The following is a 25128-nucleotide window of genomic DNA, read 5'->3' as shown; positions in this document are numbered from 1 at the left end:
TCAGGGCTGCCGGAGCTCCCACGGGAGAACGAGGTCCGGCCGGGCAGCGGGGACTGTCCGGCCGGGCCTTCGCGTGTGCGCGTGGGGCGGTCGGTTCGACGGGGTCGGACCGCTCAACCTCTGTGCCGCCCAGCCGGAGAGGCGTCCCGACGGCCGCACCACTCTCGGAGTTCTCCGAACGGCGCCCGTCACGCCAGCGCGGGCCTACCGTCCCTACGACGCCCCTGCGCGTCCGGCTCGACCCGGAGTACGGACTATTCCTGTTCCGGCTCGGCTTCGAGCGGCGTACCGCCCTCAGCCATCGATGCGTTCGAAGATCGCGGCGAGGCCCTGGCCGCCGCCGATGCACATCGTCTCCAGGCCGTACCGTCCCTGGCTGCGGTGGAGTTCGCGGGTGAGGGTGGCGAGGATGCGCGCTCCGGTGGCGCCGACCGGGTGGCCGAGTGAGATGCCCGAGCCGTTGACGTTGATCCGCTCCTCGTGGTCCGTCTCGCCGAGGCCCAACTCCCGTGTGCAGGCCAGGACCTGGGCGGCGAACGCCTCGTTCAGCTCGATCAGGTCGAGGTCGGCGAGGGTGAGGCCCGCCCGGTCCAGGGCGGCGCGGGTGGCGGAGACGGGGGCGATACCCATCGTCGCGGCGGGGACTCCGGCGCGGGCGAAGGAGACGAGGCGGACGAGCGGGACGAGACCGAGCCGTTCGGCGGTCGCGGCGCTGGTGACCAGGCACGCGGCGGCCGCGTCGTTCTGGCCGCTGGCGTTGCCCGCGGTGACCGTGGCATCCGGGTCGGACTTCGCCATCACCGGTCGCAGGGAAGCGAGTTGGTCGGCCGTGGTGTCGGGGCGGGGGTGCTCGTCGGCGGTGATGGCCGTCTCGCCCTTGCGGGTGCGTACGGTGACGGGGACGGTCTCCGCGTCGTAGCGGCCCTCGGCGGCGGCACGGGCCGCGCGACGCTGGGAGCGGAGGGCCAGGGCGTCCTGGTCGGCGCGGCTGATGCCGTACGCGCGGCGCAGGTTCTCCGCCGTCTCGATCATGCCGCCGGGGACCGGGTGGTGGATGCCCCCCGCGGTGACGCGGCCGCGGGCGAGGGCGTCGTGGAGCTGGAGGCCGGGACCCTTGATGCCCCAGCGTCCGTCGTGGGTGTAGTAGGGCGCGGCACTCATCACATCGACGCCGCCCGCGATCACGACGTCGCTGAACCCGGCCCGGATCTGCATCGCCGCGTCCAGCACCGCCTGGAGCCCGGAGCCGCAGCGCCGGTCGATCTGGGAACCGGTGACCGTGGGGGGCAGTCCGGCGTCCAGGGCGGCGACCCGGCCGATGGCGGGGGCCTCGCTGGTCGGGTAGGCGTGGCCGAGGATCACCTCGTCGACCCGGACGGGGTCGATGCCGGTCCGGGCGACGATCTCCGCGATGACGCGCGCGGCCAGCGCGGCGGGGGTCTGCTGGGCGAAAGCCCCGCCGAACCGGCCGATGGGGGTGCGCAGGGGCTCGCAGATGACGACATCGGGCTGCACGGCGGGGCCTTCCTTCGGCGGGGCGGTCGGAGTGCGGGGGCGGGCCGGGTACGGGGTGACCTTCGCATCCGGGGACTGAGCCGGTCCAATACCGGATGCGAAGCCCATGGAGAGAGGGGGCGTCTCAATCGGGTCCCGTACGCGGGCCGGGTCCGGGGGTCGGCAGGGCGTCGCGGGCGACGGCGAGCACGGCGTGCAGGGCGGCGGAGGGGTTGTCGGCCCGCCATGCCAGGGCCGCCTGGAGCCGGATGGGCGGTCCGGCGAGGGGGCGGTAGACGAGACCGCTCTGCTGGATGTGCCGTACGGAGGTGACCGTGAGCGTGACGCCGACCCCGGCGGCGACGAGCGCCATGATCGTGTACGAGTCGGGGGCCTCCTGGACGACGCGCGGAGTGAACCCGGCTCCCTCGCACGCCTCCGTCAGGGCGTTGCGCACGGTGGAGCCGGTGTTGGCGGGGAAGGAGACGAACGGTTCGTCCGCCAGTTCGCCGAGCGGCACGGCGTCGAACCGGGCGAGCGGATGGTCGCAGGGCAGGGCGCAGAGCAGCTCCTCCTCGTCGATCACCCGGTGTTCCACTCCGGGCCGGTTCACCGGCAGCCGGACGAAGCCCAGATCGAGCGAGCCGTCGGCGACCCGGTTCAGCGCGACGTCGGCGTACGTCTGACCGGTCATGACCAGTTCGAGTCCGGGGTGCGCGGCGCGTACGGCGCGGGTGAGGCGGGGCAGCGTCTCGTGGCTGGAGGCCCCGGCGAAGCCGATGGTGACCCGGCCGTATTCGCCCTTCCCCGCGGAGCGGGCGGCCCGTACGGCGGTGTCGAGGTCGTCGAGGACGGTCCGTACGGGGTCGAGGAACGCCTCCCCCGCGCCGGTGAGCCGTACGGAGCGCGTGTTGCGGCGGAAGAGCTGGACGCCGAGCTCCTTCTCCACCTGCCGGATCTGCTGGCTCAGGGGTGGCTGTGCCATCTGGAGGCGTTTGGCGGCCCGGCCGAAGTGCAGTTCCTCGGCCACGGTGAGGAAGGCTCTCAGATGGCGCAGTTCCACGCGGGTCCCCCCTTCCCGGCTCCCCGGTCTCCGTCTTCCCGGTCTTCTTCCGCCCGCGGTGCCTCCGGCACCCCCGGTGATACGTCGGGCATCTCAATCCGAGCCTAATTCGGTATTGGACACCGATCAATGAGCCCTGGCACGGTGGGGCGACCTGTACACCGACGCCGGGGAGTGCTGTGGAACGGACGCCGGCCGACGGCAGGGCGGCGGACAAGGTCGTCCCGCTGCGGGAGGCCGTCGCGCGCCATGTGCGCGACGGGGACACCGTGAGCCTGGAGGGGTTCACCCACCTCATCCCGACCGCCGCGGGCCACGAGATCATCCGGCAGGGCCGGCGCGGCCTGACCGTCGTACGGATGACGGCGGACATCGTGGTGGACCAGATGCTGGCGGCGGGCTGCGTGACGCGGCTGGTCTCGTCGTTCGTGGGCAACTCCTCCGCCGGTTCGCTCGGTGAACTGCGGCGGCGGATCGAGCGGGCCGATCCGGAGCCGCTGGAGTTCGAGGAGTACAGCCACTACGGGATGGTGTGCCGCTACGTCGCGGGGGCGCAGCGGCTGCCGTTCCATCCACTGCGCTCGTACGGCGGGAGCGACCTGCCCGCGGTCAACCCGGCCATCCGCAAGGTCACTTCGCCGTATCCGGGGCCGGACGGGCGGCCCGAGCAGATCTACGTGGTACCGCCTGTGAACCCGGATGTGACGATCGTCCACGCGCAACGCGCCGACCGCCGGGGCAACACCCAGATCTGGGGCCTGACCGGGGTCCAGGCCGAGGCGGTGTACGCGGCGGACCGGGCGATCGTGGTGGTGGAGGAGCTGGTGGCGGACGAGGTGATCCGTGCGGACCCGAACCGCACGCTGATCCCCGCGCACGCGGTGGACGCGGTGGTGGTCTGTCCGCGCGGGGCGCATCCGTCGTTCGCGCAGGGCCACTACGACCGGGACAACGCCTTCTACCGGTCCTGGTCCGCGATCAGCGCGGATCCGGCGCGGCTGCGGGCGTGGCTGGAGGAGTGGGTGTACGGGACGGCGGATCACGCGGAGTACGTGGCGAAGCAGGGTGAGGAGTTCTGGGCGGGGCTGGCGGTGGGCGAGGCGCTGAGCGGGTCGGTGGACTACGGGAGGCGGCTGTGAGCGGGCGGGACACGGCACGTACGGAGGGCGCCGGGGCGCCTGCCGGGCCGGGGAGGACCGCCGTGACGGACGGGCCGGGGAGGACCGCCGTGGCGGAAGCGGTCGAGGCCGGCGGCCCCGTCACCGCCTCCGAGCTGTCGGCGGTCGTCGCCGCGCGTGAACTGGCGGGCCGCCGCACGGTGTTCGCCGGGATCGGGCTGCCGACCCTGGCGGTCGAGCTGGCGGCGCTGACCGTCGCGCCGGGCATCGAGGTGGTGTACGAGTCCGGGGTCTGCGGGGCGCACCCGTCCCAGCTGCCGGAGACCATCGCGGACGCCGTCCTGATCACGGGGGCCGAGGCGGTGGTGTCCCTGCCCACCCTGTTCGGCTCGGTGCTCCAGGGCGGCCACATCGACGTGGGGTTCCTGGGGGCCGCGCAGATCGACCGGTGGGGCAACCTCAACACCTCGGTCATCGGGGAGTGGGAGAGCCCGACGGTACGGCTGCCGGGGTCCGGGGGCGCGGTCGAGGTGATGGCGAACGCCCGGGAGGTGTTCGTCGTGATGCGCCGCCACACCCCGCGCTCCTTCGCCCGCGCCCTCGACTTCTGCACCACACCGGGCCCGGACCGGGCGCTGGCGGACGGTATCCGCCCGCTGGGTATCGGCGTCACACGGGTCGTCACCGAACTCGGCGTCCTCGCGCGGGAAGGCGTCGGGGACGAACTGCGGCTGGTCGCCGTGCATCCCGGAGTGACGGTCGAGCAGGTGCGGGCCGCGACGGGCTGGGAGCTGAGGACCGCGGGCCGGGTCACGACGACGGCCCCGCCCACCCCCGCGGAGCTGCGGCTCCTGCGGGAGGATGTCGATCCGCACCGCGTCTACCTCCGCTGACCCGACCCGACCGTGTTCACGTCCTCCTCTGCCGAAAGGGCCCCATCGCCATGCGTATCAGGATCGTCGGAGCCGGGGCCATGGGCCGCGGCATCGCCCAGTGGGCGGCGAGCGCCGGTCACACCGTCGAGCTGGGTGACGTACGCCCCGAGGCGGTGAAGGAAGCGCTGGACTTCGTCGTGGCGATGCTGGACCGGGCGGTCGCCAAGGGCCGGATGTCCGCCGCCGGCCGGGACGCGTCCGTGGCCCGGCTGGTTCCGCTCGCCGATCCGTGGGAGGCGGGCCCGGAGGTGGAGCTGGTGATCGAGGCCGTACGGGAGGACCTGGGCACCAAGGCCGAGGTGTTCGGGAGGCTGGAGCGGGCGCTGCCCTCCTCCGCCGTCTTCACGACCAACACCTCCTCCCTGTCGGTGACGCGGATCGCCGCGACGCTCCAGGACCCCTCGCGCCTGGCCGGACTGCACTTCTTCAACCCGGTGCCGCTGATGCGGATCGTCGAGGTGGTGCCGGGGGCCGCGACCCGGCCGGAGATCCCGGAGCTGCTGACCGCGTTGGTGGAGGGCTGCGGCCACCGGGCGGTGACCGTCGCGGACTCCCCCGGCTTCCTGGTCAACCACGCCGGACGAGGGCTGGTGACCGAGGCGCTGGCCCTGCTGGAGGAATCCGTGGCGGACCCGGCCGGGATCGACCGGATCGCGCGGGACGTCCTGGGGCTGCGGATGGGCCCCTTCGAACTGATGGACCTGACGGGCCTCGACGTGACGGCCGCGGTGATCGACTCGATCTGGCAGGGCTTCCGGTACGAGGACCGGCTGCGCCCGTCCTTCCTGACCCCGAACCGCGTGGTGGCGGGGCTGCACGGCCGCAAGACGGGCCGGGGCTGGTACGCGTACGGCGACGGGGTGTCCGGCCCCGCGCCGGAGGGCCCGGTCACCGGGGACGGGGAGCGCCCGGTGTTCCTGGTCCGGGGCGGGCGGCCGGAGACGGCGGCGTACGAGGAGGAGCTGGCCGGGTCCCTGGAGGCGGCGGGGGCCCGGATCGATCGGGGCGCGGAGCCGTCGCCGGAGGCCGTGGTGCTGGTGCCCGTCTGGGGGACGGCGGTGTCGGCGGCGGTCGCGGAGGGCGGGCTGCCCCGGAAGCGTACGTTCGGCGTGGAGGTGCTGCCGGCGGCGGGGCGGCGGCGGGTCCTCGCGGTGACGGCGGCGGGCGACCCGGCGGCCGCTCGGGACGCGCGGGCGGTGCTGGCGCGGGCCGCCGCGGGCGAGGAGCCGTACGCGGTGTCGGTGGTGCGGGACACCGCGGGCTCGGTCGCGCAGCGGCTGCTGTCCTCCGTGGTGGCGGTCGGCTGCTCGATCGCGGAGCGTTCGATCGCCACGCCCGCCGACATCGATCTGGCGGTGACCACCGGCCTCGGTTATCCGGCCGGGCCGCTGGCCTGGGGCGAGCGGGTCGGGGCCGTACGGATGCTGGCGCTCCAGCGGGCGCTGCACGCGACGACGGGCGACCCGCGCCACCGGCCGACGCGGTGGCTCACGGAACGGGCGGCCCTGGGGCTGGCCCTGACCGATCCGGGGACCTCGCCCGCCGAGTGCTCGGGCTGAGGGGCCGGCGGCGGGCGTGGCCCCACGGGTCGGCGGGCGTGGCCGGTCGGTGAGTTCCCGCCGGGCGGCACGGCCCGGCGGTCCGGGGAACTGACGCTCCGGGGCCCGCCTGTCCGGGGGGCCGCCTGTCCGGGGGGGGGCCGCCTGCCCGGGGGCCGCCTGCCGTGCGGGCCCGTCGGCCGGCGAGGCCGCCCGCCGGGTGCGGGCGGTCGCGCGGGACCTCCATGCCCGGCGACCGATTCGTCCAAGACGCCGGCCGGGCCGGGTGCCTACGGTCGGGGCATGACTCCACGATTCGACGCCATCAGCATCATCACCGCCGACCTCACCGCCTCGCTCGCCTTCTACCGGCGGCTCGGCCTGGACATCCCCGCCGGGGCAAAGGCCGCGCCCCACGTGGAGGTGACCCTGCCGGGCGGGCAGCGGCTGTTGTGGGACACGGAGGAGGTCATCGCCTCGTTCGATCCGGAGTGGAAGCGTCCGGCGGGCGGGGAGCGGGTGGCGCTCGCCTTCGTCTGCGACAGCCCGCAGGAGGTGGACGCGCTGTACGCGGAGCTGGTCGGGGCCGGACACACCGGGCATCTGAAGCCCTGGGACGCGGTGTGGGGGCAGCGCTACGCGGTCGTGCTGGACCCGGACGGCTGCGGGGTGTCGTTGTTCGCCGCCTCGGACGAGAGGACCGCCTCCCCCGGAACGGCCGCCGCCCCCGACTCCGCGTCCTCGTCCGGCCGGGCCGCCGCCCCCGGCGCGGCCTCCTCGTCCGGCGCGAAGTAGGCGCCGAGCGTCGTACCGGCCAGGGCGCGCATCTCGCGGGCCAGGTGCGCCTGGTCGACGCAGCCTGCCGCGCACGCCGCCTCCGCGTAGGGGAGGCCGGTGCGGACGAGGGCCAGGGCGCGCTGGAGGCGGAGGACGCGCGCCAGGGTCTTGGGGCCGTAACCGAAGGCCGCGAGCGAGCGGCGGTGCAGCTGTCGGGCCCCGAGGCCGACTTCCGCGGCCGTGTCCGCGACGGACCTGCCACGGCGCAACCGGTCGGCGACGGCCGCAGTGAGCGGGTCCGGCGGGCCGGTGTCGGCGGACCGGGCGAGCGCGAAGTCCTCCAGGGCGGTGGCGGGGTCGGCGGCCCGCTCGATCCGTCCGGCGAGCGCCGCGACGGCGGTACGGGGCAGGAGTCCGGCCAGATCGACCCGGAGGTCGCGCAGTTCGTGCGCCGGTACGCCGAGGAGTACGGGGGCGGTGCCGGGCCCGAACCGGATCGCGGCGCAGGAACCGCTGGTGCGGGGGTCGACCCGGAAGGCGTGGGTGTCGGGCCCGGCGACGATCAGGCGGCCGCCGGTCCAGATCAGGTCCATGCAGCCGTCCGGCAGGACGGACCGGGCGGCCGGGCGCGGTCCGGGCGGGACGTCCAGCGTCCAGACGACGGCGCCGTCCAGCCGGGACGGCCGCTCCTGGTACCGCTGGCGTGGCCGGGGCATGCCTCCACGCTAACGCGGGGGCGGCTCCCCGGCGTCCGTGGCCCCCGAGGGTCCCTTGGCGTCCTTGGACTCCTTCTCGCGGGTCGCGTGCAGCCGGGACTTCACGTCGTCGGGCGGCAGGAAGCGGGACCAGCGCTCGGGGAACTCTGAGGGCATGTACGCGGGACCGCCGTCCTCGTCGTCCTCGTCGCCCAGGCCGGCGTAGGCGGCCGAGCGGGTCCGGGCGACGAACTCGGCGGCCTGCGCGGCCCTGGCGCGTTCGGTGGCCTCGCGGGCGGCGGCCGTGGCGAGCGAGGGCCACACCCGGTCGATGGCCGCGTTGACCGCGGCGCCGACCAGGACCGCGAAGGCGGAGATGCCGATCCACAGCAGGACGGCGATGGGCGCCGCCAGGGAGCCGTAGATGGTCGGGCCCTCGACGGTGCTGGTCAGGTAGATCCGGAGGAGGAAGCTGCCGAGGACCCACATGGCGAGCGCCACCAGCGCCCCGGGTACGTCCTCGATCCAGGGCGAGCGCACCGGCACGGACACGTGGTAGAGCGTCGTGAGGAACGCGATGGTCAGCAGTATCACGAGCGGCCAGTACAGGACGGCTATGACCTCGGTGCCCCAGGGCACGAACTCGACCACCCGGTCCGGTCCGACGACCAGCAGCGGCAGCACCACCGCGCCCAGCAGCAGGGCGACGACGTACAGCAGGAAGGCGAGCAGGCGGGTCTTGACGATGCCGCGGTGGCCGTCGAGGCCGTACATGACGGTGATGGTGTCGATGAAGACGTTCACCGCGCGGGAGCCGGACCACAGGGCGATGGCGAAGCCGATGGAGATGATGTCGGGGCGGGCCCCGGTCGTGACGTCGGCGAGCAGGGGTTTGGCGAAGTCGTTGACCCCGCGCTCGGACAGCACCGTGTGGGAGGCGGAGAGGATGTTGCGTTCGATGGAGGCGACCGTGGTGGTGGTCGTCCACTCGTCGACGTAACCGAGCAGGCCGATCAGGCCGAGCAGCAGCGGGGGCAGCGAGAGCAGGGTGAAGAACGCCGCCTCGGCCGCGAGTCCGAGGATGCGGTACTCGATGCACGAGTTGACGGTGTCCTTGAGCAGATGCCACGCCATGCGCCGCTTGGAGACGTTGCGGTAGAGCGCTCGCGCCCGGTGGAGCCGGCCCGGTGGCCGCTCGGGTGTTTCGTTTGCTGCCTGCACCTCCTTACCGTATCGGCATGGCAGCTACCACCCACACCGTGACCAATCAGGTTCCGCCGCTGGTCGGCCATGATGTCTTCGCCGCCGACCGGGCCCTGTCCGAAGCCGTCGAGCGGCATGTCGCTCCCGCGGAGCGGGCGGTCGCGCTCCGGGAACTCGGTGAGCTCGGCCGGGCCGCCGGTTCCGCCCAGGCCCGGGAGTGGGGCGCGCGGGCGAACGCGTACCCACCTGTGCTGCGCACCCATGACCGGTACGGGCACCGCGTCGACGAGGTGGAGTTCGACCCGGCCTGGCACCGGTTGCTGGGCCATGCCGTGTCCGCCGGGCTGACGGACGCCTGGGGGCGGCCGTCGGGGCATCTGCGGCGCGCGGCGGGGTTCCTGGTCTGGACGCAGGCCGAGGCGGGGCACGGCTGCCCGCTGTCGATGACGCACGCCGCGGTGCCCGCGCTGCGGACCGATCCGGCGCTGGCGGCGGAGTGGGAGCCCCTGTTGACCTCGTACGTCTACGAGGAGGGGCTGCGGCCCGCGGCGGGGAAGGCCGGGGTGCTCTTCGGGATGGGCATGACGGAGAAGCAGGGCGGCAGCGACGTGCGGTCCAACACGACGCGGGCGGAGCCGCTGCCGGGCGGGGACGGATATCTGCTCACCGGGCACAAGTGGTTCTGTTCGGCGCCGATGTCGGACGGCTTCCTGGTGCTGGCACAGGCACCGGGCGGGCTGACCTGCTTCCTGCTGCCGCGGGTGCTCCCGGACGGCACGCGGAACGTCTTCTCGATCCAGCGGCTGAAGGACAAGCTGGGCAACCGGTCCAACGCCTCGGCCGAGGTCGAGTTCGACGGGACGTGGGCGCGCCGGGTCGGTGAGGAGGGGCGTGGGGTGCGCACCATCATCGAGATGGTGGCGGCCACCCGGTTCGACTGCGTGGTGGGGTCGGCGGCGCTGATGCGGCAGGCGGTGTCGCAGGCGGTCCATCACAGCGCGTACCGCAGGGCGTTCGGCGGGCCGCTGATCGACAGGCCGCTGATGCGCAACGTCCTGGCGGATCTGGCGGTGGAGTCGGAGGCGGCGACGGTGCTGGCGATGCGGCTGGCCGCCGCGTACGACGCGGACACCGAGGAGGAGCGGGCCTTTCTGCGGCTCGCGGTGCCCGCCGCGAAGTTCTGGGTCACCAAGCGCTGCTCGGCCGTGGTGGGCGAGGCGCTGGAGTGCCTGGGCGGCAACGGGTACGTGGAGGAGTCGGGGATGCCCCGGCTGCTGCGCGAGGCGCCGCTCAACTCGATCTGGGAGGGATCGGGCAATGTGCAGGCGCTGGACGTGCTGCGGGCGCTCCGGCGGGAGCCGGAGGCGTTCGACGCGTTCCTGCGGGAGGTGGGCAGGGCGCGCGGGGCGGATCACCGGCTGGACGCGGCGGTCAGGGAGCTGCTGACGGAGCTGGCCGATCTGGCGGGCGCGGAGGGGCGGGCCCGGCGACTGGTGGAGCGGATCGCCCTGGTGCTCCAGGGATCGCTGCTGGTCCGCTGGGCGCCGCCGGAGGTGGCGGACGCGTTCTGCGCCTCGCGCCTCGGCGGTGACTGGGGCTCGTCGTTCGGGACGCTGCCGCACAGCCTGGATCTGGCCTCGGTGGTGGAGCGGGCCCGGCCGTCCGCTCCGTAGGAGCGGGGAGGGGGGCCGGATCGTGGGCCCTGCCGTCCGTCGTACGGTCACGGCGGGGGGTTGATCGTCGGGGGCGGCGGGCCGTCTCGCGGGGGCCGGCGGGCCGCGGAGCGACGGAGGGTGGTGCTGCGCCGACACGGCACCACCCTCCATGCTTCTGCGACACGGGGCGGCCGGGACATGCCCGGCGCACAGTGTCTCTGTCACTCTGGTACGGCCTCGGAGATCTCGCCAGAGTTGCAAAGGGTTGCAACTCCGGGGCGGGCGGCCCGGCAGGATGGTCCGGGTGGGCGGGTCGGGAAGCGTTCGGGGGAGACCGGGACCATGACGGGCACAGGTTCTGCGGGGGTGGCAAGGGTGACGGGCCAGGGGGCGGGCCGCCAGACGGTCCGGTTGCTCCACCGGGCACGGGAGGCACGGCTGACCGGGGACCAGGTGTCCGTGGCGCCGCGGGCGGAGATCGACGCCTCGTGGGACCGGGCGGTGCGGTGCGGCCTCGACCCCGACCAGTCTCCGGACAGCGAGCTGCTGGAGGCCGACGAGATCGAGCACCGGCGGCACAGTACGGCGCTCGGCGAGCTGATGCCGTTGCTGCGGGCGGGGCTGGCCTCGATCGCGGACGCGGCGCAGCAGATCATGGTCGTGACCGACACCGAGGGCCGGGTGCTGTGGCGGCAGGGCAACACGGGGGTACTGCGCCGGGCGCACGGCATCTGCCTGGAGGAGGGGGCGGCCTGGACCGAGGCGGCGACGGGGACGAACGCGATCGGGACGGCGCTGGCCGCGCGGGTCCCGATCCAGGTCCACTCGGCCGAGCACTTCATCCGGGCGCTGCACGACTGGACCTGTGCGGCCGCTCCGGTCCGGGACCCGCGCGACGGGCGGCTGCTCGGGATCGTCGACATCAGCGGACCGGCCTCCACGTTCCATCCGGCGACCCTGGCCCTGGTCGACTCGGTGGCCCGGCTCGCGGAGGCCGAGCTCCGCACCCGCCACCTGGCGGAGATCGAGCGGCTGCGGGCGGTGGCCGCGCCGATCCTGTGCCGGATCGGCGGGCGGGCGCTGGCGGTGGACGTGCACGGGCGGCTGGCGGCGGTGACCGGGATGGCCCCGGTGGACCGGCTGCCGCTGCCGAAGTCGCTGCGGCCGGGCCGGGTGTGGCTGCCCTCGCTCGGCATGTGCCGGGTCGAGCCGCTGCCGGGCGGCTGGCTGGTGCAGGTGGGCGACGGCACGGCCGAGGGAACGCCGCGCCGGGTGGTGCTGGACCTGAGCCGGCCCCGGGCGCTCGCCGTGCATCTGGCCGGACCGCTCGGCAACCGTACGCAGCGGCTCTCGCCGCGCCATGCCGAGCTGCTGTTCGCACTGGCGGCGCACCGGGAGGGGCGGACGGCCTCGGAGCTGGCACGGGACCTCTTCGGGGACGCGACCCGGACGGTGACGGTCCGGGCGGAGGTCTCCCGGCTGCGGCGTCATCTGGCGGAGATCCTGGCCCACCGCCCGTACCGCTTCGCCGACGGGGTGGAGGTGGAGGTGGTCCACCCGGAGCACGGCGCGGATCTGCTGCCGCACTCGATGGCGCCGGTCGTGGCGGAGGCGCGCCGGGCGGCCGGAGTGGACCGAGGGAACTTCGGGCGAGCTGGCACCGGGGGCGGTGGGCTCTCCGAGGGTGCGTGACGCCCGGCGGGGCGGGACCCGGGTAGGGGGACTGCCCCGGCGTATGGGGCCGACACGGTGCGGGGCGGGCCCCACGTGGGGGCTGGCCCGGTGTGGGGGGCCGACCCGGTGTGGGGGCGGGCCCCGCGTGGGGTGGCGCGCCCCGCGTGTGGGGGGCGCGACCGGGGCGGTGGGGTTCGGGTGCGCGGGGTCCCGCGCGGGCTCGCCGCGCGTGGGGGCGGGCCCGCTGTGTGCGCGTCGGCGGGCCCATGGTTTTCTGGCCGTCATGAGCGACACCCCGCAGCCCGCAGCCCCGACCACCGAGGTGACCGTCTGGTCGCTGGAGCAGACCTCGCCCGCCGATCTCCGCCCGGCGTCCGCACCGGAGGGCGACGTGCGCGTCGTCCGGTCCGGGGTCCCGTCACCGGAGTTCAGCCGGTTCCTGTACACCGCGGTGGGCGGGGACATCCGGTGGACCGACCGGCTGGGCATGACGTACGCCCAGTGGGACGAGGTCCTGCGGCGGCCCGGCGCGGAGACCTGGGTGGCGTACGAGAACGGCACGCCGGCCGGGTACGTCGAGCTGGACGCGCAGGACGACGGCGTGGTCGAAATCGTCTACTTCGGACTGATCCCGGCGTTCCGGGGCCGCCGGATCGGCGGGCACCTCCTGTCGTACGGGGTGGCGCGCGCCTGGGACGTGGCGGAGCGGTGGCCCGGGCGGGCGGCTACGAAGCGGGTGTGGCTGCACACCTGTTCCCTGGACGGCCCGCACGCGATGGACAACTACCTGCGGCGCGGCTTCCGGCTCTTCGAGACGAAGACCGAGGTGGAGCCGGAGGTGGCGACGCCGGGCCCGTGGCCCGGAGCGCACTGAGCCGCCGGTGACCTCCCGGGGGGCGGGGCGGCGTGGGGCTTCTGCGCGTGGCGGGTCCGAGCGCCACTCCGCCCTCCGGGCGCCCGGAGGGCGGGCTTTCCGCCCCCCGGCGGTGGCCGGTCGGGTGCCCCCCGACCCCACCAGACCCCTTATGGGCGATTTACCACCCAATGCCAGCACCGCTGTGCGTGACCGACACCACACCGTCTCACTCTTCGGGACATACACGTCCACATAGCGGATAGTGGTGGACTGCCCCGAGAGGCGCGTGACACGCTTCCGTCATGCCTGGAACTGGAATTGCCTTGGTGAGTCGACGCCACGTCGACCTCGGCCGCATGTCCAGCGCCATCTGTCCGGTGAGCTGAGAGACCCAGCACCGCCGCCTTCTTCTTCCCTCTGAATCGCCCTGCGCACCGCCGCGCCTCAGCGCGAGTGTGCCGCTCAGAGCCGCCCTCCCGCAGTCCCGAAGGACGTATTGTCATGGCCGCCACCCCGGATCAGCCTGCGCCCGCCACGCCCCGCCGCAAGGCCGGACGCCACCGTGGCGAGGGCCAGTGGGCCATGGGCCACCACACCCCCCTGAACGGGAACGAGCAGTTCAAGAAGGACGACGACGGTCTCAACGTACGGACACGTATTGAGACGATCTACTCCCAGCGCGGCTTCGACTCCATCGACCCGAACGACCTGCGCGGACGCATGCGCTGGTGGGGCCTGTACACCCAGCGCAAGCCCGGTATCGACGGCGGCAAGACGGCCGTGCTGGAGCCGGAGGAGCTGGACGACAAGCACTTCATGCTGCGGGTCCGCATCGACGGCGGCCGGCTGACCACCCGCCAGCTGCGGGTGATCGGGGAGATCTCCCAGGAGTTCGCGCGCGGCACGGCGGACCTCACCGACCGGCAGAACGTGCAGTACCACTGGATCCGCATCGAGGACGTGCCGGAGATCTGGCGGCGGCTCGAAGCGGTGGGCCTGTCCACCACCGAGGCGTGCGGCGACACGCCGCGCGTCATCCTCGGCTCCCCCGTGGCGGGCGTCGCGGAGAACGAGATCATCGACGGCACCCCGGCCATCGACGAGATCCAGCGCCGGTTCATCGGCAACCCCGACTTCTCCAACCTGCCCCGCAAGTTCAAGACGGCGATCTCCGGCTCCCCACATCTGGACGTGGCGCACGAGATCAACGACGTCGCCTTCGTCGGCGTGAACCACCCGGAGCACGGCCCCGGCTTCGACCTCTGGGTCGGCGGCGGCCTCTCCACCAACCCGAAGCTCGGGGTGCGGCTCGGCGCCTGGGTACCGCTGGACGAGGTGCCCGACGTGTACGGCGGGGTCATCGGGATCTTCCGCGACTACGGCTACCGGCGGCTGCGCACCCGCGCCCGGCTGAAGTTCCTGGTCGCGGACTGGGGGCCCGAGAAGTTCCGCCAGGTCCTCCAGGACGAGTACCTCAAGCGCGAGCTGATCGACGGGCCCGCGCCCGAGCAGCCCGCCGGGACCTGGCGCGACCACCTCGGGGTGCACCGGCAGAAGGACGGCCGCTTCTACGTCGGTTTCGCCGCGCGGGTGGGCCGGGTCGACGGCTCCACGCTCACCAAGATCGCGGACCTGGCGGACCAGCACGGCTCCGGCCGGGTGCGGACCACCGCCGAGCAGAAGATGATCGTGCTGGACGTGGCCGAGGAGCAGGTCGACTCCCTGGTCGCCGGCCTGGAGGCCCTCGACCTCAAGGTCACCCCCTCCCCCTTCCGGCGCGGCACGATGGCCTGCACCGGCATCGAGTTCTGCAAGCTGGCGATCGTCGAGACGAAGGCGCGCGGTGCGGCCCTCATCGACGAACTGGAGCGTCGCCTCCCGGAGTTCGACCACCCCATCACCATCAACATCAACGGCTGCCCGAACGCCTGCGCCCGTATCCAGGTCGCGGACATCGGCCTCAAGGGCCAGTTGATGCTGGACGCGAACGGCGACCAGGTCGAGGGCTACCAGGTGCACCTCGGCGGTGCGCTCGGCCTGGAGGCCGGGTTCGGCCGCAAGGTCCGCGGCCTCAAGGTCACGTCGGCCGAACTGCCGGACTACGTCGAGCGGGTGCTCGGCCGCTTCCAGGAGGAACGTGAGGACGGCGAGCGGTTCGCCACCTGGGCGGCGCGTGCCGGTGCGGAGTCGCTGTCATGAGCGAGCGAGCCGCCCCGTTCCACTGCCCGTACTGCGGCGACGAGGACCTGCGCCCCAACGAGACCGGCCACGGCGCCTGGGAATGCGCCTCCTGCAACCGTGCGTTCCAGCTGAGGTTCCTGGGCCTGCTGGCTCGGGGCGTACAGCGCAACGACGGCGAAGGGGACCGGATATGACGGGCACTCAGCTATCCGACGAGCTGACCGGCGAGGAACTCCGGGAGCTGGCCGAGCGGGCCGGACGGGAGCTGGAGGACGCCTCCGCCGCCGAGATCCTGCGATGGGCCGCCGAGACCTTCGGGCCGCGCTTCTGCGTCACCTCCTCGATGGAGGACGCGGTGGTCGCGCACCTGGCCTCCCGAGTGATGCCGGGCGTGGACGTGGTCTTCCTGGACACCGGCTACCACTTCCCGGAGACCATCGGGACCCGCGACGCGGTGGACGCGGTGATGGACGTCCGTGTCCTCACGATCACCCCGCGGCAGACGGTCGCCGAGCAGGACGCCGAGTACGGCGCGAAGCTGCACGACCGCGACCCGGACCTGTGCTGCGCGCTGCGGAAGGTGAAGCCGTTGGAGGACGGTCTCACCGCGTACGCGGCGTGGGCGACGGGCCTGCGCCGCGACGAGTCCCCGACCCGAGCGAACACCCCGGTCGTGGGCTGGGACGCCAAGCGCCGCAAGGTGAAGGTCTCCCCCATCGCCCGCTGGACCCGGGACGACGTGGACGCCTACGTCGCCGAGCACGGGGTGCTCACCAACCCGCTGCTGATGGACGGCTACGCCTCCGTCGGCTGCGCGCCCTGCACCCGCCGGGTGCTGGAGGGCGAGGACGCCAGGGCCGGACGCTGGGCCGGGCGCGGCAAGACCGAATGCGGACTGCACGGCTGATGACGACTGATCAGGAGATGTCGATGAGCGTGACGGAGACGGGGGCCACGATCTGGCTCACCGGTCTGCCGAGCGCGGGCAAGACCACCATCGCGTATGAGCTGGCGGGCCGGCTGCGGACCGAGGGCCACAAGGTGGAGGTGCTCGACGGCGACGAGATCCGCGAGTTCCTCTCGGCGGGCCTCGGCTTCTCCCGCGAGGACCGGCACACCAACGTGGCCCGGATCGGCTTCGTCGCCGAACTGCTCGCCGCCAACGGCGTGAAGGTGCTGGTCCCCGTCATCGCCCCGTTCGCCGACAGCCGCGAGGCCGTCCGCAAGCGGCACGCCGCCGAGTCCACCACCTACCTGGAGGTGCACGTCGCCACGCCCGTCGAGGTGTGCTCCGTACGCGATGTGAAGGGGCTGTACGCCAAGCAGGCGGCCGGCGAGATCAGCGGGCTCACCGGGGTCGACGACCCCTACGAGGCCCCCGAATCGCCCGACCTGCGGATCGAGTCGCACCAGCAGACCGTGCAGGAGTCAGCGGCGGCGCTCCACGCGCTGCTCACCGAGAGGGGCCTGGCGTGAGTGCCGTCACCACCACCGTGCCGGAAGGCACAGCGCACCCGTACGCGCTCAGCCACCTGGACTCCCTGGAGTCCGAGGCGGTCCACATCCTCCGGGAGGTCGCGGGCGAGTTCGAGCGTCCGGTGATCCTCTTCTCCGGCGGCAAGGACTCGATCGTGATGCTGCACCTGGCGCTCAAGGCGTTCGCGCCCGCGCCGGTTCCGTTCTCCCTGCTGCACGTGGACACCGGGCACAACTTCCCCGAGGTGCTGGAGTACCGCGACCGTACGGTGAAGAAGCACGGGCTGCGGCTGCACGTCGCCTCCGTGCAGGAGTACATCGACGCCGGAAAGCTCCGCGAGCGCCCCGACGGCACCCGCAACCCGCTCCAGACGGTCCCGCTCACCGAGGCCATCCAGCACCACCGCTTCGACGCGGTGTTCGGCGGTGGCCGGCGCGACGAGGAGAAGGCGCGCGCCAAGGAGCGGGTCTTCTCGCTCCGCGACGAGTTCTCGCAGTGGGACCCGCGGCGCCAGCGCCCCGAGCTGTGGCAGCTCTACAACGGGCGGCACGCTCCCGGAGAGCACGTCCGGGTCTTCCCGATCTCCAACTGGACCGAGCTGGACGTCTGGCAGTACATCGAGCGCGAGGGGATCGAGCTGCCGGAGATCTACTTCGCCCACGAGCGCGAGGTGTTCAACCGCAACGGCATGTGGCTCACGGCCGGTCACTGGGGCGGCCCCAAGGAGCACGAGGCCGTGGAGACGCGGCTGGTGCGCTACCGCACGGTCGGTGACATGTCGTGCACCGGGGCCGTCGACTCCGACGCCACGACGCTGGACTCCGTGATCACCGAGATCGCCGCCTCCCGGCTCACCGAGCGGGGCGCGACCCGCGCCGACGACAAGATGTCCGAGGCCGCGATGGAAGACCGCAAGCGCGAGGGGTACTTCTAAATGACCACCACAGCTGAGCAGTTGAGCACCACCACCCTGCTGCGCTTCGCCACCGCCGGGTCGGTCGACGACGGCAAGTCCACCCTCGTGGGACGTCTGCTGCACGACTCCAAGTCGGTCCTCACCGACCAGTTGGAGGCCGTCGAGCTGGCCTCGCTCAACCGGGGCCAGCAGGCGCCGGACCTGGCGCTGCTGACCGACGGACTGCGGGCCGAGCGCGAGCAGGGCATCACCATCGACGTCGCCTACCGCTACTTCGCCACCGCCCGCCGCCGGTTCATCCTCGCCGACACGCCGGGCCATGTGCAGTACACGCGGAACATGGTGACGGGGGCCTCCACGGCGGAGCTGGCCGTGGTCCTGGTCGACGCCCGCAACGGGGTCGTCGAGCAGACCCGCCGGCACGCCGCCGTCGCCGCGCTGCTGCGCGTCCCGCACGTGGTGCTCGCCGTCAACAAGATGGACCTGGTCGCCTACGCGGAGCCGGTGTTCGCCGCGATAGCCGAGGAGTTCACCGCGTACGCGGCGTCCCTGGGCGTCCCGGAGATCACCGCGATCCCGATCTCGGCGCTCGCCGGGGACAATGTGGTCGAGCCGTCCGCGCACATGGACTGGTACGGCGGACCGACCGTCCTGGAACACCTGGAGACGGTCCCGGTCAGCCACGACCTCACCGCCTGCCACGCGCGCTTCCCCGTGCAGTACGTGATCCGCCCGCAGTCCGCCGAGCACCCCGACTACCGGGGGTACGCCGGGCAGATCGCGGCCGGCGTGTTCCGGGTGGGCGAGGCCGTCTCCGTGCTCCCCTCCGGACGGACGACCACGATCACCGGGATCGACGCGCTGGGGGAGAGCGTGGACATCGCCTGGGCCCCGCAGTCGGTGACGCTCCGGCTGGCCGACGACATCGACATCTCGCGCGGCGACCTGATCGCCCCGGCCGACGACGCCCCCGCCGTCACCCGGGACGTCGAGGCGACCGTCTGCCACGTCGCGGACGAGCCGCTCTCGGTCGGTCAGCGGGTGCTGCTCAAGCACACCACCCGCACCGTCAAGGCGATCGTCAAGGACATCCCGTCGCGGCTCACCCTGGACGACCTCTCCCAGCACCCGGCTCCGGGGCGGCTCGTCGCCAACGACATCGGGCGGGTCGTCGTGCGCACCGCCGAGCCGCTCGCCCTCGACGCGTACGAGGACTCCCGGCGCACCGGTTCGTTCCTGCTGATCGACCCGGCGGACGGGACGACGCTGAGCGCCGGCATGGCGGGCGCCGCCTTCGCCGCCGTCGCCGAAGCCGTCACGGCCGCCGACGACGACGCGTGGGACTTCTGATGACCGACTTCTTCTCCACCTTCGCGAAGGAGGGCGGCCGCGTGGGCAGCGGTGCCCTCGGCAGCGGCCAGGGAGGCGTGGGGCGATGTGCGTGATGACGTACGCGCACCGCTCGCGCGCCCTCCAGCACCGCCCGCACCGCCGAAGACCTGCCGATCTCCCGGCCGCGCCCCCCTGACCGACAGCGGGACGCGAGCGCCGGGCCGACGAGAGGAAAGCCTCCCGTGCCTGCCCCCCGTTCCACCGTTCGCCGCGGCCTCGCCGCCCTGGCCGCCCTGCCGCTGCTCGCCGTGGCGGCCACCGCCTGCGGCTACGGCTCCGAGGCGAAGGACGACGACGCCAAGGCGAACGTCTCCGCCGGAGGGAAGAAGCTCTCCTCCGACACCGTGAAGATCGGATACTTCCCGAACCTCACGCACGCCACCGCCCTGGTCGGTATCCAGGAAGGCACCATCCAGAAGGAACTGGGCGGCACCAAGGTCGAGTCGACGACCTTCAACGCGGGCCCGTCCGAGATCGAGGCGCTCAACGCCGGCTCCATCGACCTCGGCTTCATCGGCCCCTCCCCCTCCATCAACGGGTACAGCAAGTCCCAGGGCAAGGGGCTGCGGATCATCTCCGGCTCGGCCTCCGGCGGGGTGAAGCTGGTCGTCAACCCGAAGAAGATCTCGACCCTGGACGACCTCAAGGGCAAGAAGATCGCCACCCCGCAGCTCGGCAACACCCAGGACGTGGCCTTCCTCAACTGGATCTCCGAGAAGGGCTGGAAGGTCGACGCCCAGAGCGGCAAGGGCGACGTCTCCGTGGTCCGCTCGGACAACAAGGTGACGCCCGACGCCTACAGGTCCGGTGACCTGGACGGCGCGTGGGTGCCCGAGCCGACCGCCTCGAAGCTCGTCTCCCAGGGTGCGAAGGTGCTCCTCGACGAGACGGACCTGTGGCCCGACAAGAAGTTCGTGATCACGAACATCATCGTGTCGCAGAAGTTCCTCGACGAGCACCCGGACGTGGTCGAGGCGGTGCTCAGGGGTTCGGTCGCCACCAACAAGTGGATCAACGCCAACCCGGAGAAGGCCAAGGCGTCCGCCAACGAGGCGCTGGAGAAGCTGAGCGGCAAGCCGCTGGCCCCGGAGATCCTCGACCCGGCGTGGGAGTCCATCGAGATCACCGACGACCCGCTGGCCGAGACGCTCAAGACGCAGGCCGGGCACTCGGTCAAGTCCGGTCTGCTCAAGGAGCCGAACCTCCAGGGCATCTACGACCTGGGCCCGCTGAACAAGATCCTCAAGGCCGAGGGCCGGCCCGAGGTCGCCGACGCGGGCCTCGGCGTCAAGTAGCTCCGCCCATCCGTACCAGGACGCAAGGATTCCCAGGAGGTGACGACCATGGCGACCACCACCCTCACCAAGGCCGAGGACCGTACGGCGGTCGGGCACGCCGCCCGTCTCACGCACGTCTCGAAGTCCTTCGCCGGACCCACGGGTGCGCAGCTCGTGCTGGACGACATCTCGCTCGATGTCGCTCCGGGCGAGTTCGTCACCCTCCTGGGGGCTTCCGGGTGCGGAAAGTCGACGCTGCTGAACCTGGTGGCCGGACTCGACCGCCCGTCCGCGGGGTCCATCGAGACCCCCGGCGGGCGGCCGGCCCTGATGTTCCAGGAGCACGCCCTCTTCCCGTGGCTGACCGCGGGCAAGAACATCGAACTGGCTCTGCGGCTGCGCGGGGTCCCGAAGGCGGCGCGCCGCACCGAGGCGGAGCGGCTGCTCGAACTGGTCCGGCTCGGCGGGGCGTACGGCAAGCGGGTGCACGAGCTGTCCGGCGGGATGCGGCAGCGCGTCGCCATGGCCCGCGCTCTCGCGCAGGACAGCCAACTGCTGCTGATGGACGAGCCGTTCGCGGCGCTGGACGCCATCACCCGCGATGTGCTGCATGACGAGCTGACCCGGATCTGGGCGGAGACGAACGCCTCGGTCCTCTTCGTCACGCACAACGTGCGCGAGGCCGTACGGCTGGCGCAGCGCGTCGTGCTGCTGTCCTCCCGGCCGGGCCGGATCGCCCGCGAGTGGACGGTCGACATCGAGCAGCCGCGCCGCATCGAGGACACCGCCGTGGCGGAGCTGTCCGTCGAGATCACCGAAGAACTGCGTGGGGAGATCCGCCGACATGGCCAGCACTGACATCACGTCCGACCGGAAGCGGCCGGACGCGGCGGCCGGCGGCGTCGGCGCGAAGACCGACGATCTGGCGGGGCTGGAGGCGGGGCTCGACGCGCTCGACGCCGTACAGATCCGCCGCACCCCGGTGCGCGAGGTGCTGCTGCACAAGGTACTGCCGCCGGTCGTGGCGGTGGCGCTGGTCCTGGTGGTCTGGGAGCTGCTGGTCCGTGCCCGGGTGACGGAGACGTACAAACTGCCGCCGCCGTCCGCCGTGTGGGACAGCGCGCGGGAGATGTGGCTGGCGGGCACCCTGCTGGAGGTCGTGTGGACCAGCGTCTCGCGCGGTCTGCTCGGCTTCCTCCTCGCGGTCGCCATCGGTACGCCGCTGGGGCTGCTGGTGGCACGGGTGAAGCTGGTCCGCGCCGCGATCGGCCCGATCCTGTCCGGGCTCCAGTCGCTGCCCTCGGTGGCGTGGGTGGCCCCGGCGGTGATCTGGCTCGGGCTGAACGACCGGATGATGTTCGCGGTGATCCTGCTGGGCGCGGTGCCGTCGATCGCCAACGGGCTGGTCTCCGGCGTCGACCAGGTGCCGCCGCTGTTCCTCCGGGCGGGGCGCACGCTGGGCGCGACCGGGCTGCGCGGGACCTGGCACATCGTGCTCCCGGCGGCGCTGCCCGGCTATCTGGCGGGCCTCAAGCAGGGGTGGGCCTTCTCCTGGCGCTCGCTGATGGCCGCCGAGATCATCGCCTCCTCCCCCGAACTGGGTCTGGGACTCGGTCAGTTGCTGGAGAACGGCCGCAGCAACTTCGACATGCCGGGGATCTTCCTGTCGATCCTGCTCATCCTGTTCGTCGGCATCGCGATCGACCTGCTGATCTTCAGTCCGCTGGAGCGGTGGGTGCTGCGCAGCCGCGGTCTTCTCGTCAAGAACTGAGCCCACCATGACGCACCCCGTCCTCCTCGTCATCGCCCACGGCAGCCGCGACCCGCGGCATGCCGCGACCGTGCACGCGCTCACCGGGCGGGTACGCGCCGAGCGGCCGGGGCAGCGTGTGGAGACCGCGTTCCTGGATTTCAACGCCCCGTCCGTGCCCCGCGTGCTGGAGCGCCTGGCCGCACAGGGGGCGGACGAGGTGGTGGCCGTGCCGCTCCTCCTGACCCGTGCGTTCCATGCCAGGACCGACATCCCCTCGGTCCTGCGCGAGGCCCGTGCCAGGCTGCCGCGGCTGCATATCCGTCAGGCGGACGTGCTCGGCCCGTCCCCGCTGCTCAACGCCACCCTCGGCAGGCGGCTGCGGCAGGCCGGGGCCCGCCCCGCAGACCTCCCCCGGACCGGGCTCGTCCTGGCCGCGGCGGGATCCACAGACCCGGAGGCGATCGCAGTGATCGCTGAAATCGCGCGGGAGCTGCGGCACACCGGTTGGTGCGCCGTGCGGCCTGCGTTCGCCTCCGCTGCTCGTCCCGGCGCCTTCCCCCGCACCGAGGAGGCGGTCCGGGCACTGCGCGCCGAGGGCGTGGACCGGGTGGCGGTGGCCCCGTACGTCATCGCACCCGGCCGCCTCCCCGACCGCATCGCGGCCGGTGCGGAGGCCGCCGGTGCGGATGTCCTGGCCGATGTGCTGGGACCGGCACCGGAGTTGGCGCGGCTGCTGCTCGACCGGTACGACGCGGCGCGGGTGGTCGCGGGGGCGTCGCTGTCGGCGTGAGGGCCGGAACGTCCGCCCTGCCGGTTCGTTCGGACCGGCAGGGCGCCGGGCCGGGTTCCGGGCGGTGGTGACGGACAACCCGTCGCCGCCCCCGTGCCGCGGAGCCCGGCGGTGCGGCCCCGGGGGCCCGCCCCCTCCCTGCGCCGGTTCAGTCGCGGGTCAGCTCCACCAGTTTGGCGACCGTGTTCCAGTTGCGGGTGGTGGCGGTGAGGCCCTTGACGTGGCGGGGGCGGGCCAGCGCCACGGCCAGCCTGGAGCGGCCGAGGCCGTCGGGGGCGTACAGGTAGAGGCAGCGGTCGCCGAGGCGGAACTCCTCCGGCAGGAAGGACTCCGCCTCCAGGCCGGCGAAGCGTTCCGCGTCCACGGCCCGGTCGAAGTAGGTGACGTGGAGCTGCTTGCCCGCCAGTTCGGCGGCGGGGAAGGGGCAGGCGGCGGCGACGGCGGCGAGGTAGCCCGCGTCACGGACCAGGCAGTCGACGGCGAAGCCGAACCTCCGGTGCAAGGCCTGTTCCAGGGCCCCGGCGAGGGCGTCCTCGTCGTCCTCGTCGCTGCGGAAGACGGCGTTGCCGCTCTGCAGGTAGGTGGTGGTGTCCGTGTGTCCCAGCTCGGTCAGCACGGTGCGCAGTTCGGCCATCGGGACCTTCTTGCCGCCGCCCACGTTGATCCCGCACAGCAGTGCCGCGTACGTCGTCGTCATGGCGATCCACCTTAGGGCCCCTCGGGAAACGGCGCAGCCGCCGCGCCCCGTGGGGGAGAGCGCGGCGGCTGGTGTGCGCGGTGTCCGGGCGGCGGGGTGTGGGGCCGCCGCCGCCCGGTGGCCGGTCGGAGCCGGGGCGTTGGACCGGGGTGCTACTCGACGACCTTGAGGAGCTTGTTGGCGGTGCCCTCGGTGGCGTTGCTGATGGCGTCCGGGGTGGCTCCCTCGGTGAGCGCCGTGGCGACGGCCTCCGGGGTGGCGTCCTGGTGGCCCGCCAGGTAGACGGCGGCCGCGCCGACGACGTGCGGGGTCGCCATGGAGGTTCCGGAGATGGTGTTGGTGCCGCTGTCGCTGTCGTTCCAGGTGGACGTGATGTCCGAGCCCGGCGCGTAGATGTCCACGACCGAGCCGTAGTTGGAGAACGAGGACTGCTCGTCGTCCACCGTGGACGAGGCGACGGTGATCGCCTCGGGGACGCGGGAGGGCGAGCCCTGGCCGGCGTCGCTGGACTCGTTCCCGGCGGCCACGCCGAAGGTGATGCCCGCGGCGATGGCCTTCTGGACCGCGGCGTCGAGGGCCGGGTCGGCCCCGCCGCCGAGGCTCATGTTGGCGACGGACGGGCCCTTGGCGTTGGCGGCGACCCAGTCGATCCCGGCGATGACCTGCTCGGTGGTGCCGGAGCCGTTGTCGTCGAGGACGCGGACGGCCACGATGTTCGCCTTCTTGGCGACGCCGTGCGCCGCCCCGGCTATGGTGCCCGCCACGTGGGTGCCGTGGCCGTTGCCGTCGTCGGCGTCGTCGTCGTTGTCGATGGCGTCGAAGCCGGAGGTGGCGCGGCCCTCGAAGTCCTGGTGGGTGACGCGGACACCGGTGTCGATGACGTACGCGGTCACGCCCTCGCCGCCCGCGTCGGGGTAGGTGTAGGCCTTGTCGCCCGCGGTCTCGGTCTGGTCGATGCGGTCCAGACCCCACGACGGCGGGTTGTCCTGGGTGGCGTCGATGCTGAACTTCTTGTTCTGCACCACCTTGGCGACGGCCGGGTCGGCGGCGAGGCGCTTGGCCTCGGTCTCCGAAAGGCCGTTGGCGGAGAAGCCGTTGATGCTGGAGGAGTAGTCGCGCTTGAGCTTGCCGCCGTACTCCTCGGCGAGGTCGGCCTTGTCGGCCTTCTTCTCGTCGAGCATGACGATGTAGCTGCCGGAGACGGCGGTGGCCGCGTCCGTGCCGTAGACCGTTCCCATCGGAGCCGGCGCGGCTCCGGCGAAGGAGGTCCCGACGAGGGTGACTCCGGCGGCGGCCGCCACGGCGGTGACGGCGGCGGTCAGCTTGATACGACGGGTGCGCTGGTGCTTGGCCATGAAGAGGGCTCTCCTCGTCATTCTTTGTGGGGGGTTGGCCCTCGGCCGGAAGATCTCCGTGGGCTGGCTCGAAACCCTGACCGATTGACGAGCACAGTTCAAGACCTTCATGGAGGTGTGACTTGCTCAACAAGGTTGCGTAAGGGGAAAACGGCCGTGGCTGGTCACAGCGGTCGCGGAGCGCCCCCGAGCCGTCGGCCCGACCGGATCGGCCCGCCGACGACGACGTAGCACGGCCGCCCCGGTAGTCCATATCGCCTGCTCAGTGCGGCTGTCGGGGCG

The 25128-nt window shown here is 73.0% G+C and carries 23 protein-coding genes and 1 pseudogene; 18 read left to right on the top strand and 6 right to left on the bottom strand.

The window, feature by feature from the left end; all coding sequences use genetic code 11:
• Positions 1-294: 294 nt before the first annotated feature.
• A complete protein-coding gene (locus QFZ71_RS25710; protein WP_307670526.1) occupies positions 295-1515 on the bottom strand; it encodes an acetyl-CoA C-acetyltransferase in 1221 nt (406 codons plus the stop codon).
• Positions 1516-1639: 124 nt separating this feature from the next.
• Positions 1640-2557, bottom strand: coding sequence for a LysR family transcriptional regulator (locus QFZ71_RS25705; RefSeq protein ID WP_307670525.1), 918 nt, complete (start codon positions 2555-2557; stop codon positions 1640-1642).
• A 179-nt stretch (positions 2558-2736) separates the two neighbouring features.
• Here QFZ71_RS25705 and QFZ71_RS25700 point away from each other — a divergent pair, with 179 nt between their 5' ends.
• From QFZ71_RS25700 to QFZ71_RS25685, 4 genes and pseudogenes are all read left to right on the top strand, one after another.
• Complete coding sequence (locus tag QFZ71_RS25700) at positions 2737-3696, top strand: CoA transferase subunit A (RefSeq protein ID WP_307670524.1); 960 nt, start codon at positions 2737-2739, stop codon at positions 3694-3696.
• A gap of 62 nt (positions 3697-3758) precedes the next feature.
• Positions 3759-4568 (top strand): CoA-transferase subunit beta, encoded by an 810-nt coding sequence (locus QFZ71_RS25695; RefSeq protein ID WP_307670523.1) that lies wholly within the window; start codon positions 3759-3761, stop codon positions 4566-4568.
• A 50-nt stretch (positions 4569-4618) separates the two neighbouring features.
• Entirely contained in the window at positions 4619-6169 is a 1551-nt protein-coding gene (locus tag QFZ71_RS25690; protein ID WP_307670522.1) for a 3-hydroxyacyl-CoA dehydrogenase, read from the top strand.
• 282 nt (positions 6170-6451) lie between these two features.
• Positions 6452-6838: pseudogene (locus QFZ71_RS25685) on the top strand (VOC family protein); the annotation flags it as partial.
• Here QFZ71_RS25685 and QFZ71_RS25680 read toward each other — a convergent pair.
• Positions 6784-7641 carry a DUF6597 domain-containing transcriptional factor gene (locus QFZ71_RS25680; protein ID WP_307670521.1) on the bottom strand — a complete coding sequence of 286 codons (858 nt, stop codon included), beginning with the start codon at positions 7639-7641 and terminating at the stop codon, positions 6784-6786. The pseudogene QFZ71_RS25685 and the gene QFZ71_RS25680 overlap by 55 nt on opposite strands.
• 9 nt (positions 7642-7650) lie before the next feature.
• Entirely contained in the window at positions 7651-8841 is a 1191-nt protein-coding gene (locus QFZ71_RS25675) for a YihY/virulence factor BrkB family protein (RefSeq protein ID WP_307670520.1), read from the bottom strand.
• A gap of 17 nt (positions 8842-8858) precedes the next feature.
• Here QFZ71_RS25675 and QFZ71_RS25670 point away from each other — a divergent pair, with 17 nt between their 5' ends.
• The 14 genes from QFZ71_RS25670 (at position 8859) to QFZ71_RS25610 (ending at position 22794) form a co-directional block, all read left to right on the top strand.
• Positions 8859-10496, top strand: a complete 1638-nt coding sequence (locus QFZ71_RS25670) for an acyl-CoA dehydrogenase family protein (protein WP_307670519.1) — start codon at positions 8859-8861, stop codon at positions 10494-10496.
• Between the two features lie 324 nt (positions 10497-10820).
• Complete coding sequence (locus QFZ71_RS25665) at positions 10821-12170, top strand: helix-turn-helix domain-containing protein (RefSeq protein WP_307670518.1); 1350 nt, start codon at positions 10821-10823, stop codon at positions 12168-12170.
• A gap of 265 nt (positions 12171-12435) precedes the next feature.
• Entirely contained in the window at positions 12436-13026 is a 591-nt protein-coding gene (locus tag QFZ71_RS25660; RefSeq protein WP_307670517.1) for a GNAT family N-acetyltransferase, read from the top strand.
• 284 nt (positions 13027-13310) lie between these two features.
• On the top strand, positions 13311-13394 hold the full coding sequence (locus QFZ71_RS30525) for a putative leader peptide (RefSeq protein WP_313958857.1): 84 nt from the start codon (positions 13311-13313) through the stop codon (positions 13392-13394).
• Positions 13395-13509: 115 nt separating this feature from the next.
• A complete protein-coding gene (locus QFZ71_RS25655; protein WP_307670516.1) occupies positions 13510-15207 on the top strand; it encodes a nitrite/sulfite reductase in 1698 nt (565 codons plus the stop codon).
• Positions 15204-15383 (top strand): hypothetical protein, encoded by a 180-nt coding sequence (locus QFZ71_RS25650; RefSeq protein WP_307670515.1) that lies wholly within the window; start codon positions 15204-15206, stop codon positions 15381-15383. The genes QFZ71_RS25655 and QFZ71_RS25650 overlap by 4 nt, the downstream gene beginning before the upstream one ends.
• Positions 15380-16096, top strand: a complete 717-nt coding sequence (locus QFZ71_RS25645) for a phosphoadenylyl-sulfate reductase (protein WP_307670514.1) — start codon at positions 15380-15382, stop codon at positions 16094-16096. The genes QFZ71_RS25650 and QFZ71_RS25645 overlap by 4 nt, the downstream gene beginning before the upstream one ends.
• Positions 16096-16665 carry an adenylyl-sulfate kinase gene (gene cysC, locus QFZ71_RS25640; RefSeq protein WP_307670513.1) on the top strand — a complete coding sequence of 190 codons (570 nt, stop codon included), beginning with the start codon at positions 16096-16098 and terminating at the stop codon, positions 16663-16665. Before QFZ71_RS25645 ends, cysC begins: the two co-directional genes overlap by 1 nt.
• A complete protein-coding gene (gene cysD / locus QFZ71_RS25635) occupies positions 16662-17600 on the top strand; it encodes a sulfate adenylyltransferase subunit CysD (protein ID WP_307670512.1) in 939 nt (312 codons plus the stop codon). The genes cysC and cysD overlap by 4 nt, the downstream gene beginning before the upstream one ends.
• Complete coding sequence (locus QFZ71_RS25630; RefSeq protein ID WP_307670511.1) at positions 17601-18932, top strand: sulfate adenylyltransferase subunit 1; 1332 nt, start codon at positions 17601-17603, stop codon at positions 18930-18932.
• A 224-nt stretch (positions 18933-19156) separates the two neighbouring features.
• Positions 19157-20269 (top strand): ABC transporter substrate-binding protein, encoded by a 1113-nt coding sequence (locus QFZ71_RS25625; protein ID WP_307670510.1) that lies wholly within the window; start codon positions 19157-19159, stop codon positions 20267-20269.
• A gap of 48 nt (positions 20270-20317) precedes the next feature.
• On the top strand, positions 20318-21109 hold the full coding sequence (locus QFZ71_RS25620; protein ID WP_307670509.1) for an ABC transporter ATP-binding protein: 792 nt from the start codon (positions 20318-20320) through the stop codon (positions 21107-21109).
• Positions 21096-22022 (top strand): ABC transporter permease, encoded by a 927-nt coding sequence (locus QFZ71_RS25615; RefSeq protein ID WP_307670508.1) that lies wholly within the window; start codon positions 21096-21098, stop codon positions 22020-22022. The genes QFZ71_RS25620 and QFZ71_RS25615 overlap by 14 nt, the downstream gene beginning before the upstream one ends.
• A 7-nt stretch (positions 22023-22029) precedes the next feature.
• Entirely contained in the window at positions 22030-22794 is a 765-nt protein-coding gene (locus QFZ71_RS25610; RefSeq protein WP_307670507.1) for a sirohydrochlorin chelatase, read from the top strand.
• A gap of 148 nt (positions 22795-22942) precedes the next feature.
• Here QFZ71_RS25610 and QFZ71_RS25605 read toward each other — a convergent pair whose 3' ends face one another.
• The gene (locus QFZ71_RS25605) at positions 22943-23491 is read right to left on the bottom strand and encodes a DUF1697 domain-containing protein (protein WP_307670506.1); all 549 of its coding nucleotides are present in this window, start codon (positions 23489-23491) and stop codon (positions 22943-22945) included.
• Positions 23492-23643: 152 nt separating this feature from the next.
• Positions 23644-24846 (bottom strand): S8 family peptidase, encoded by a 1203-nt coding sequence (locus tag QFZ71_RS25600; RefSeq protein WP_307670505.1) that lies wholly within the window; start codon positions 24844-24846, stop codon positions 23644-23646.
• Between the last annotated feature and the right edge of the window lie 282 nt (positions 24847-25128).

It is taken from the genome of Streptomyces sp. V2I9 (genome assembly GCF_030817475.1).
GTDB lineage: Bacteria > Actinomycetota > Actinomycetes > Streptomycetales > Streptomycetaceae > Streptomyces.
Note: the sequence above shows the minus strand (reverse complement) of the source record. Positions and strands in the feature narration are given on the sequence as shown.

Excerpts from the sequence above, each read along its gene's own strand:
- QFZ71_RS25690 (WP_307670522.1), top strand. The coding sequence starts at position 4,619 with ATGCGTATCAGGATCGTCGGAGCCGGGGCCATGGGCCGCGGCATCGCC.
- QFZ71_RS25680 (WP_307670521.1), bottom strand. The coding sequence starts at position 7,641 with ATGCCCCGGCCACGCCAGCGGTACCAGGAGCGGCCGTCCCGGCTGGAC.
- QFZ71_RS25670 (WP_307670519.1), top strand. The coding sequence starts at position 8,859 with ATGGCAGCTACCACCCACACCGTGACCAATCAGGTTCCGCCGCTGGTC.
- QFZ71_RS25665 (WP_307670518.1), top strand. The coding sequence starts at position 10,821 with ATGACGGGCACAGGTTCTGCGGGGGTGGCAAGGGTGACGGGCCAGGGG.
- QFZ71_RS25660 (WP_307670517.1), top strand. The coding sequence starts at position 12,436 with ATGAGCGACACCCCGCAGCCCGCAGCCCCGACCACCGAGGTGACCGTC.
- QFZ71_RS30525 (WP_313958857.1), top strand. The coding sequence starts at position 13,311 with ATGCCTGGAACTGGAATTGCCTTGGTGAGTCGACGCCACGTCGACCTC.
- QFZ71_RS25655 (WP_307670516.1), top strand. The coding sequence starts at position 13,510 with ATGGCCGCCACCCCGGATCAGCCTGCGCCCGCCACGCCCCGCCGCAAG.
- QFZ71_RS25650 (WP_307670515.1), top strand. The coding sequence starts at position 15,204 with ATGAGCGAGCGAGCCGCCCCGTTCCACTGCCCGTACTGCGGCGACGAG.
- QFZ71_RS25645 (WP_307670514.1), top strand. The coding sequence starts at position 15,380 with ATGACGGGCACTCAGCTATCCGACGAGCTGACCGGCGAGGAACTCCGG.
- cysC (WP_307670513.1), top strand. The coding sequence starts at position 16,096 with ATGACGACTGATCAGGAGATGTCGATGAGCGTGACGGAGACGGGGGCC.
- QFZ71_RS25630 (WP_307670511.1), top strand. The coding sequence starts at position 17,601 with ATGACCACCACAGCTGAGCAGTTGAGCACCACCACCCTGCTGCGCTTC.
- QFZ71_RS25620 (WP_307670509.1), top strand. The coding sequence starts at position 20,318 with ATGGCGACCACCACCCTCACCAAGGCCGAGGACCGTACGGCGGTCGGG.
- QFZ71_RS25615 (WP_307670508.1), top strand. The coding sequence starts at position 21,096 with ATGGCCAGCACTGACATCACGTCCGACCGGAAGCGGCCGGACGCGGCG.
- QFZ71_RS25610 (WP_307670507.1), top strand. The coding sequence starts at position 22,030 with ATGACGCACCCCGTCCTCCTCGTCATCGCCCACGGCAGCCGCGACCCG.
- QFZ71_RS25605 (WP_307670506.1), bottom strand. The coding sequence starts at position 23,491 with ATGACGACGACGTACGCGGCACTGCTGTGCGGGATCAACGTGGGCGGC.
- QFZ71_RS25600 (WP_307670505.1), bottom strand. The coding sequence starts at position 24,846 with ATGGCCAAGCACCAGCGCACCCGTCGTATCAAGCTGACCGCCGCCGTC.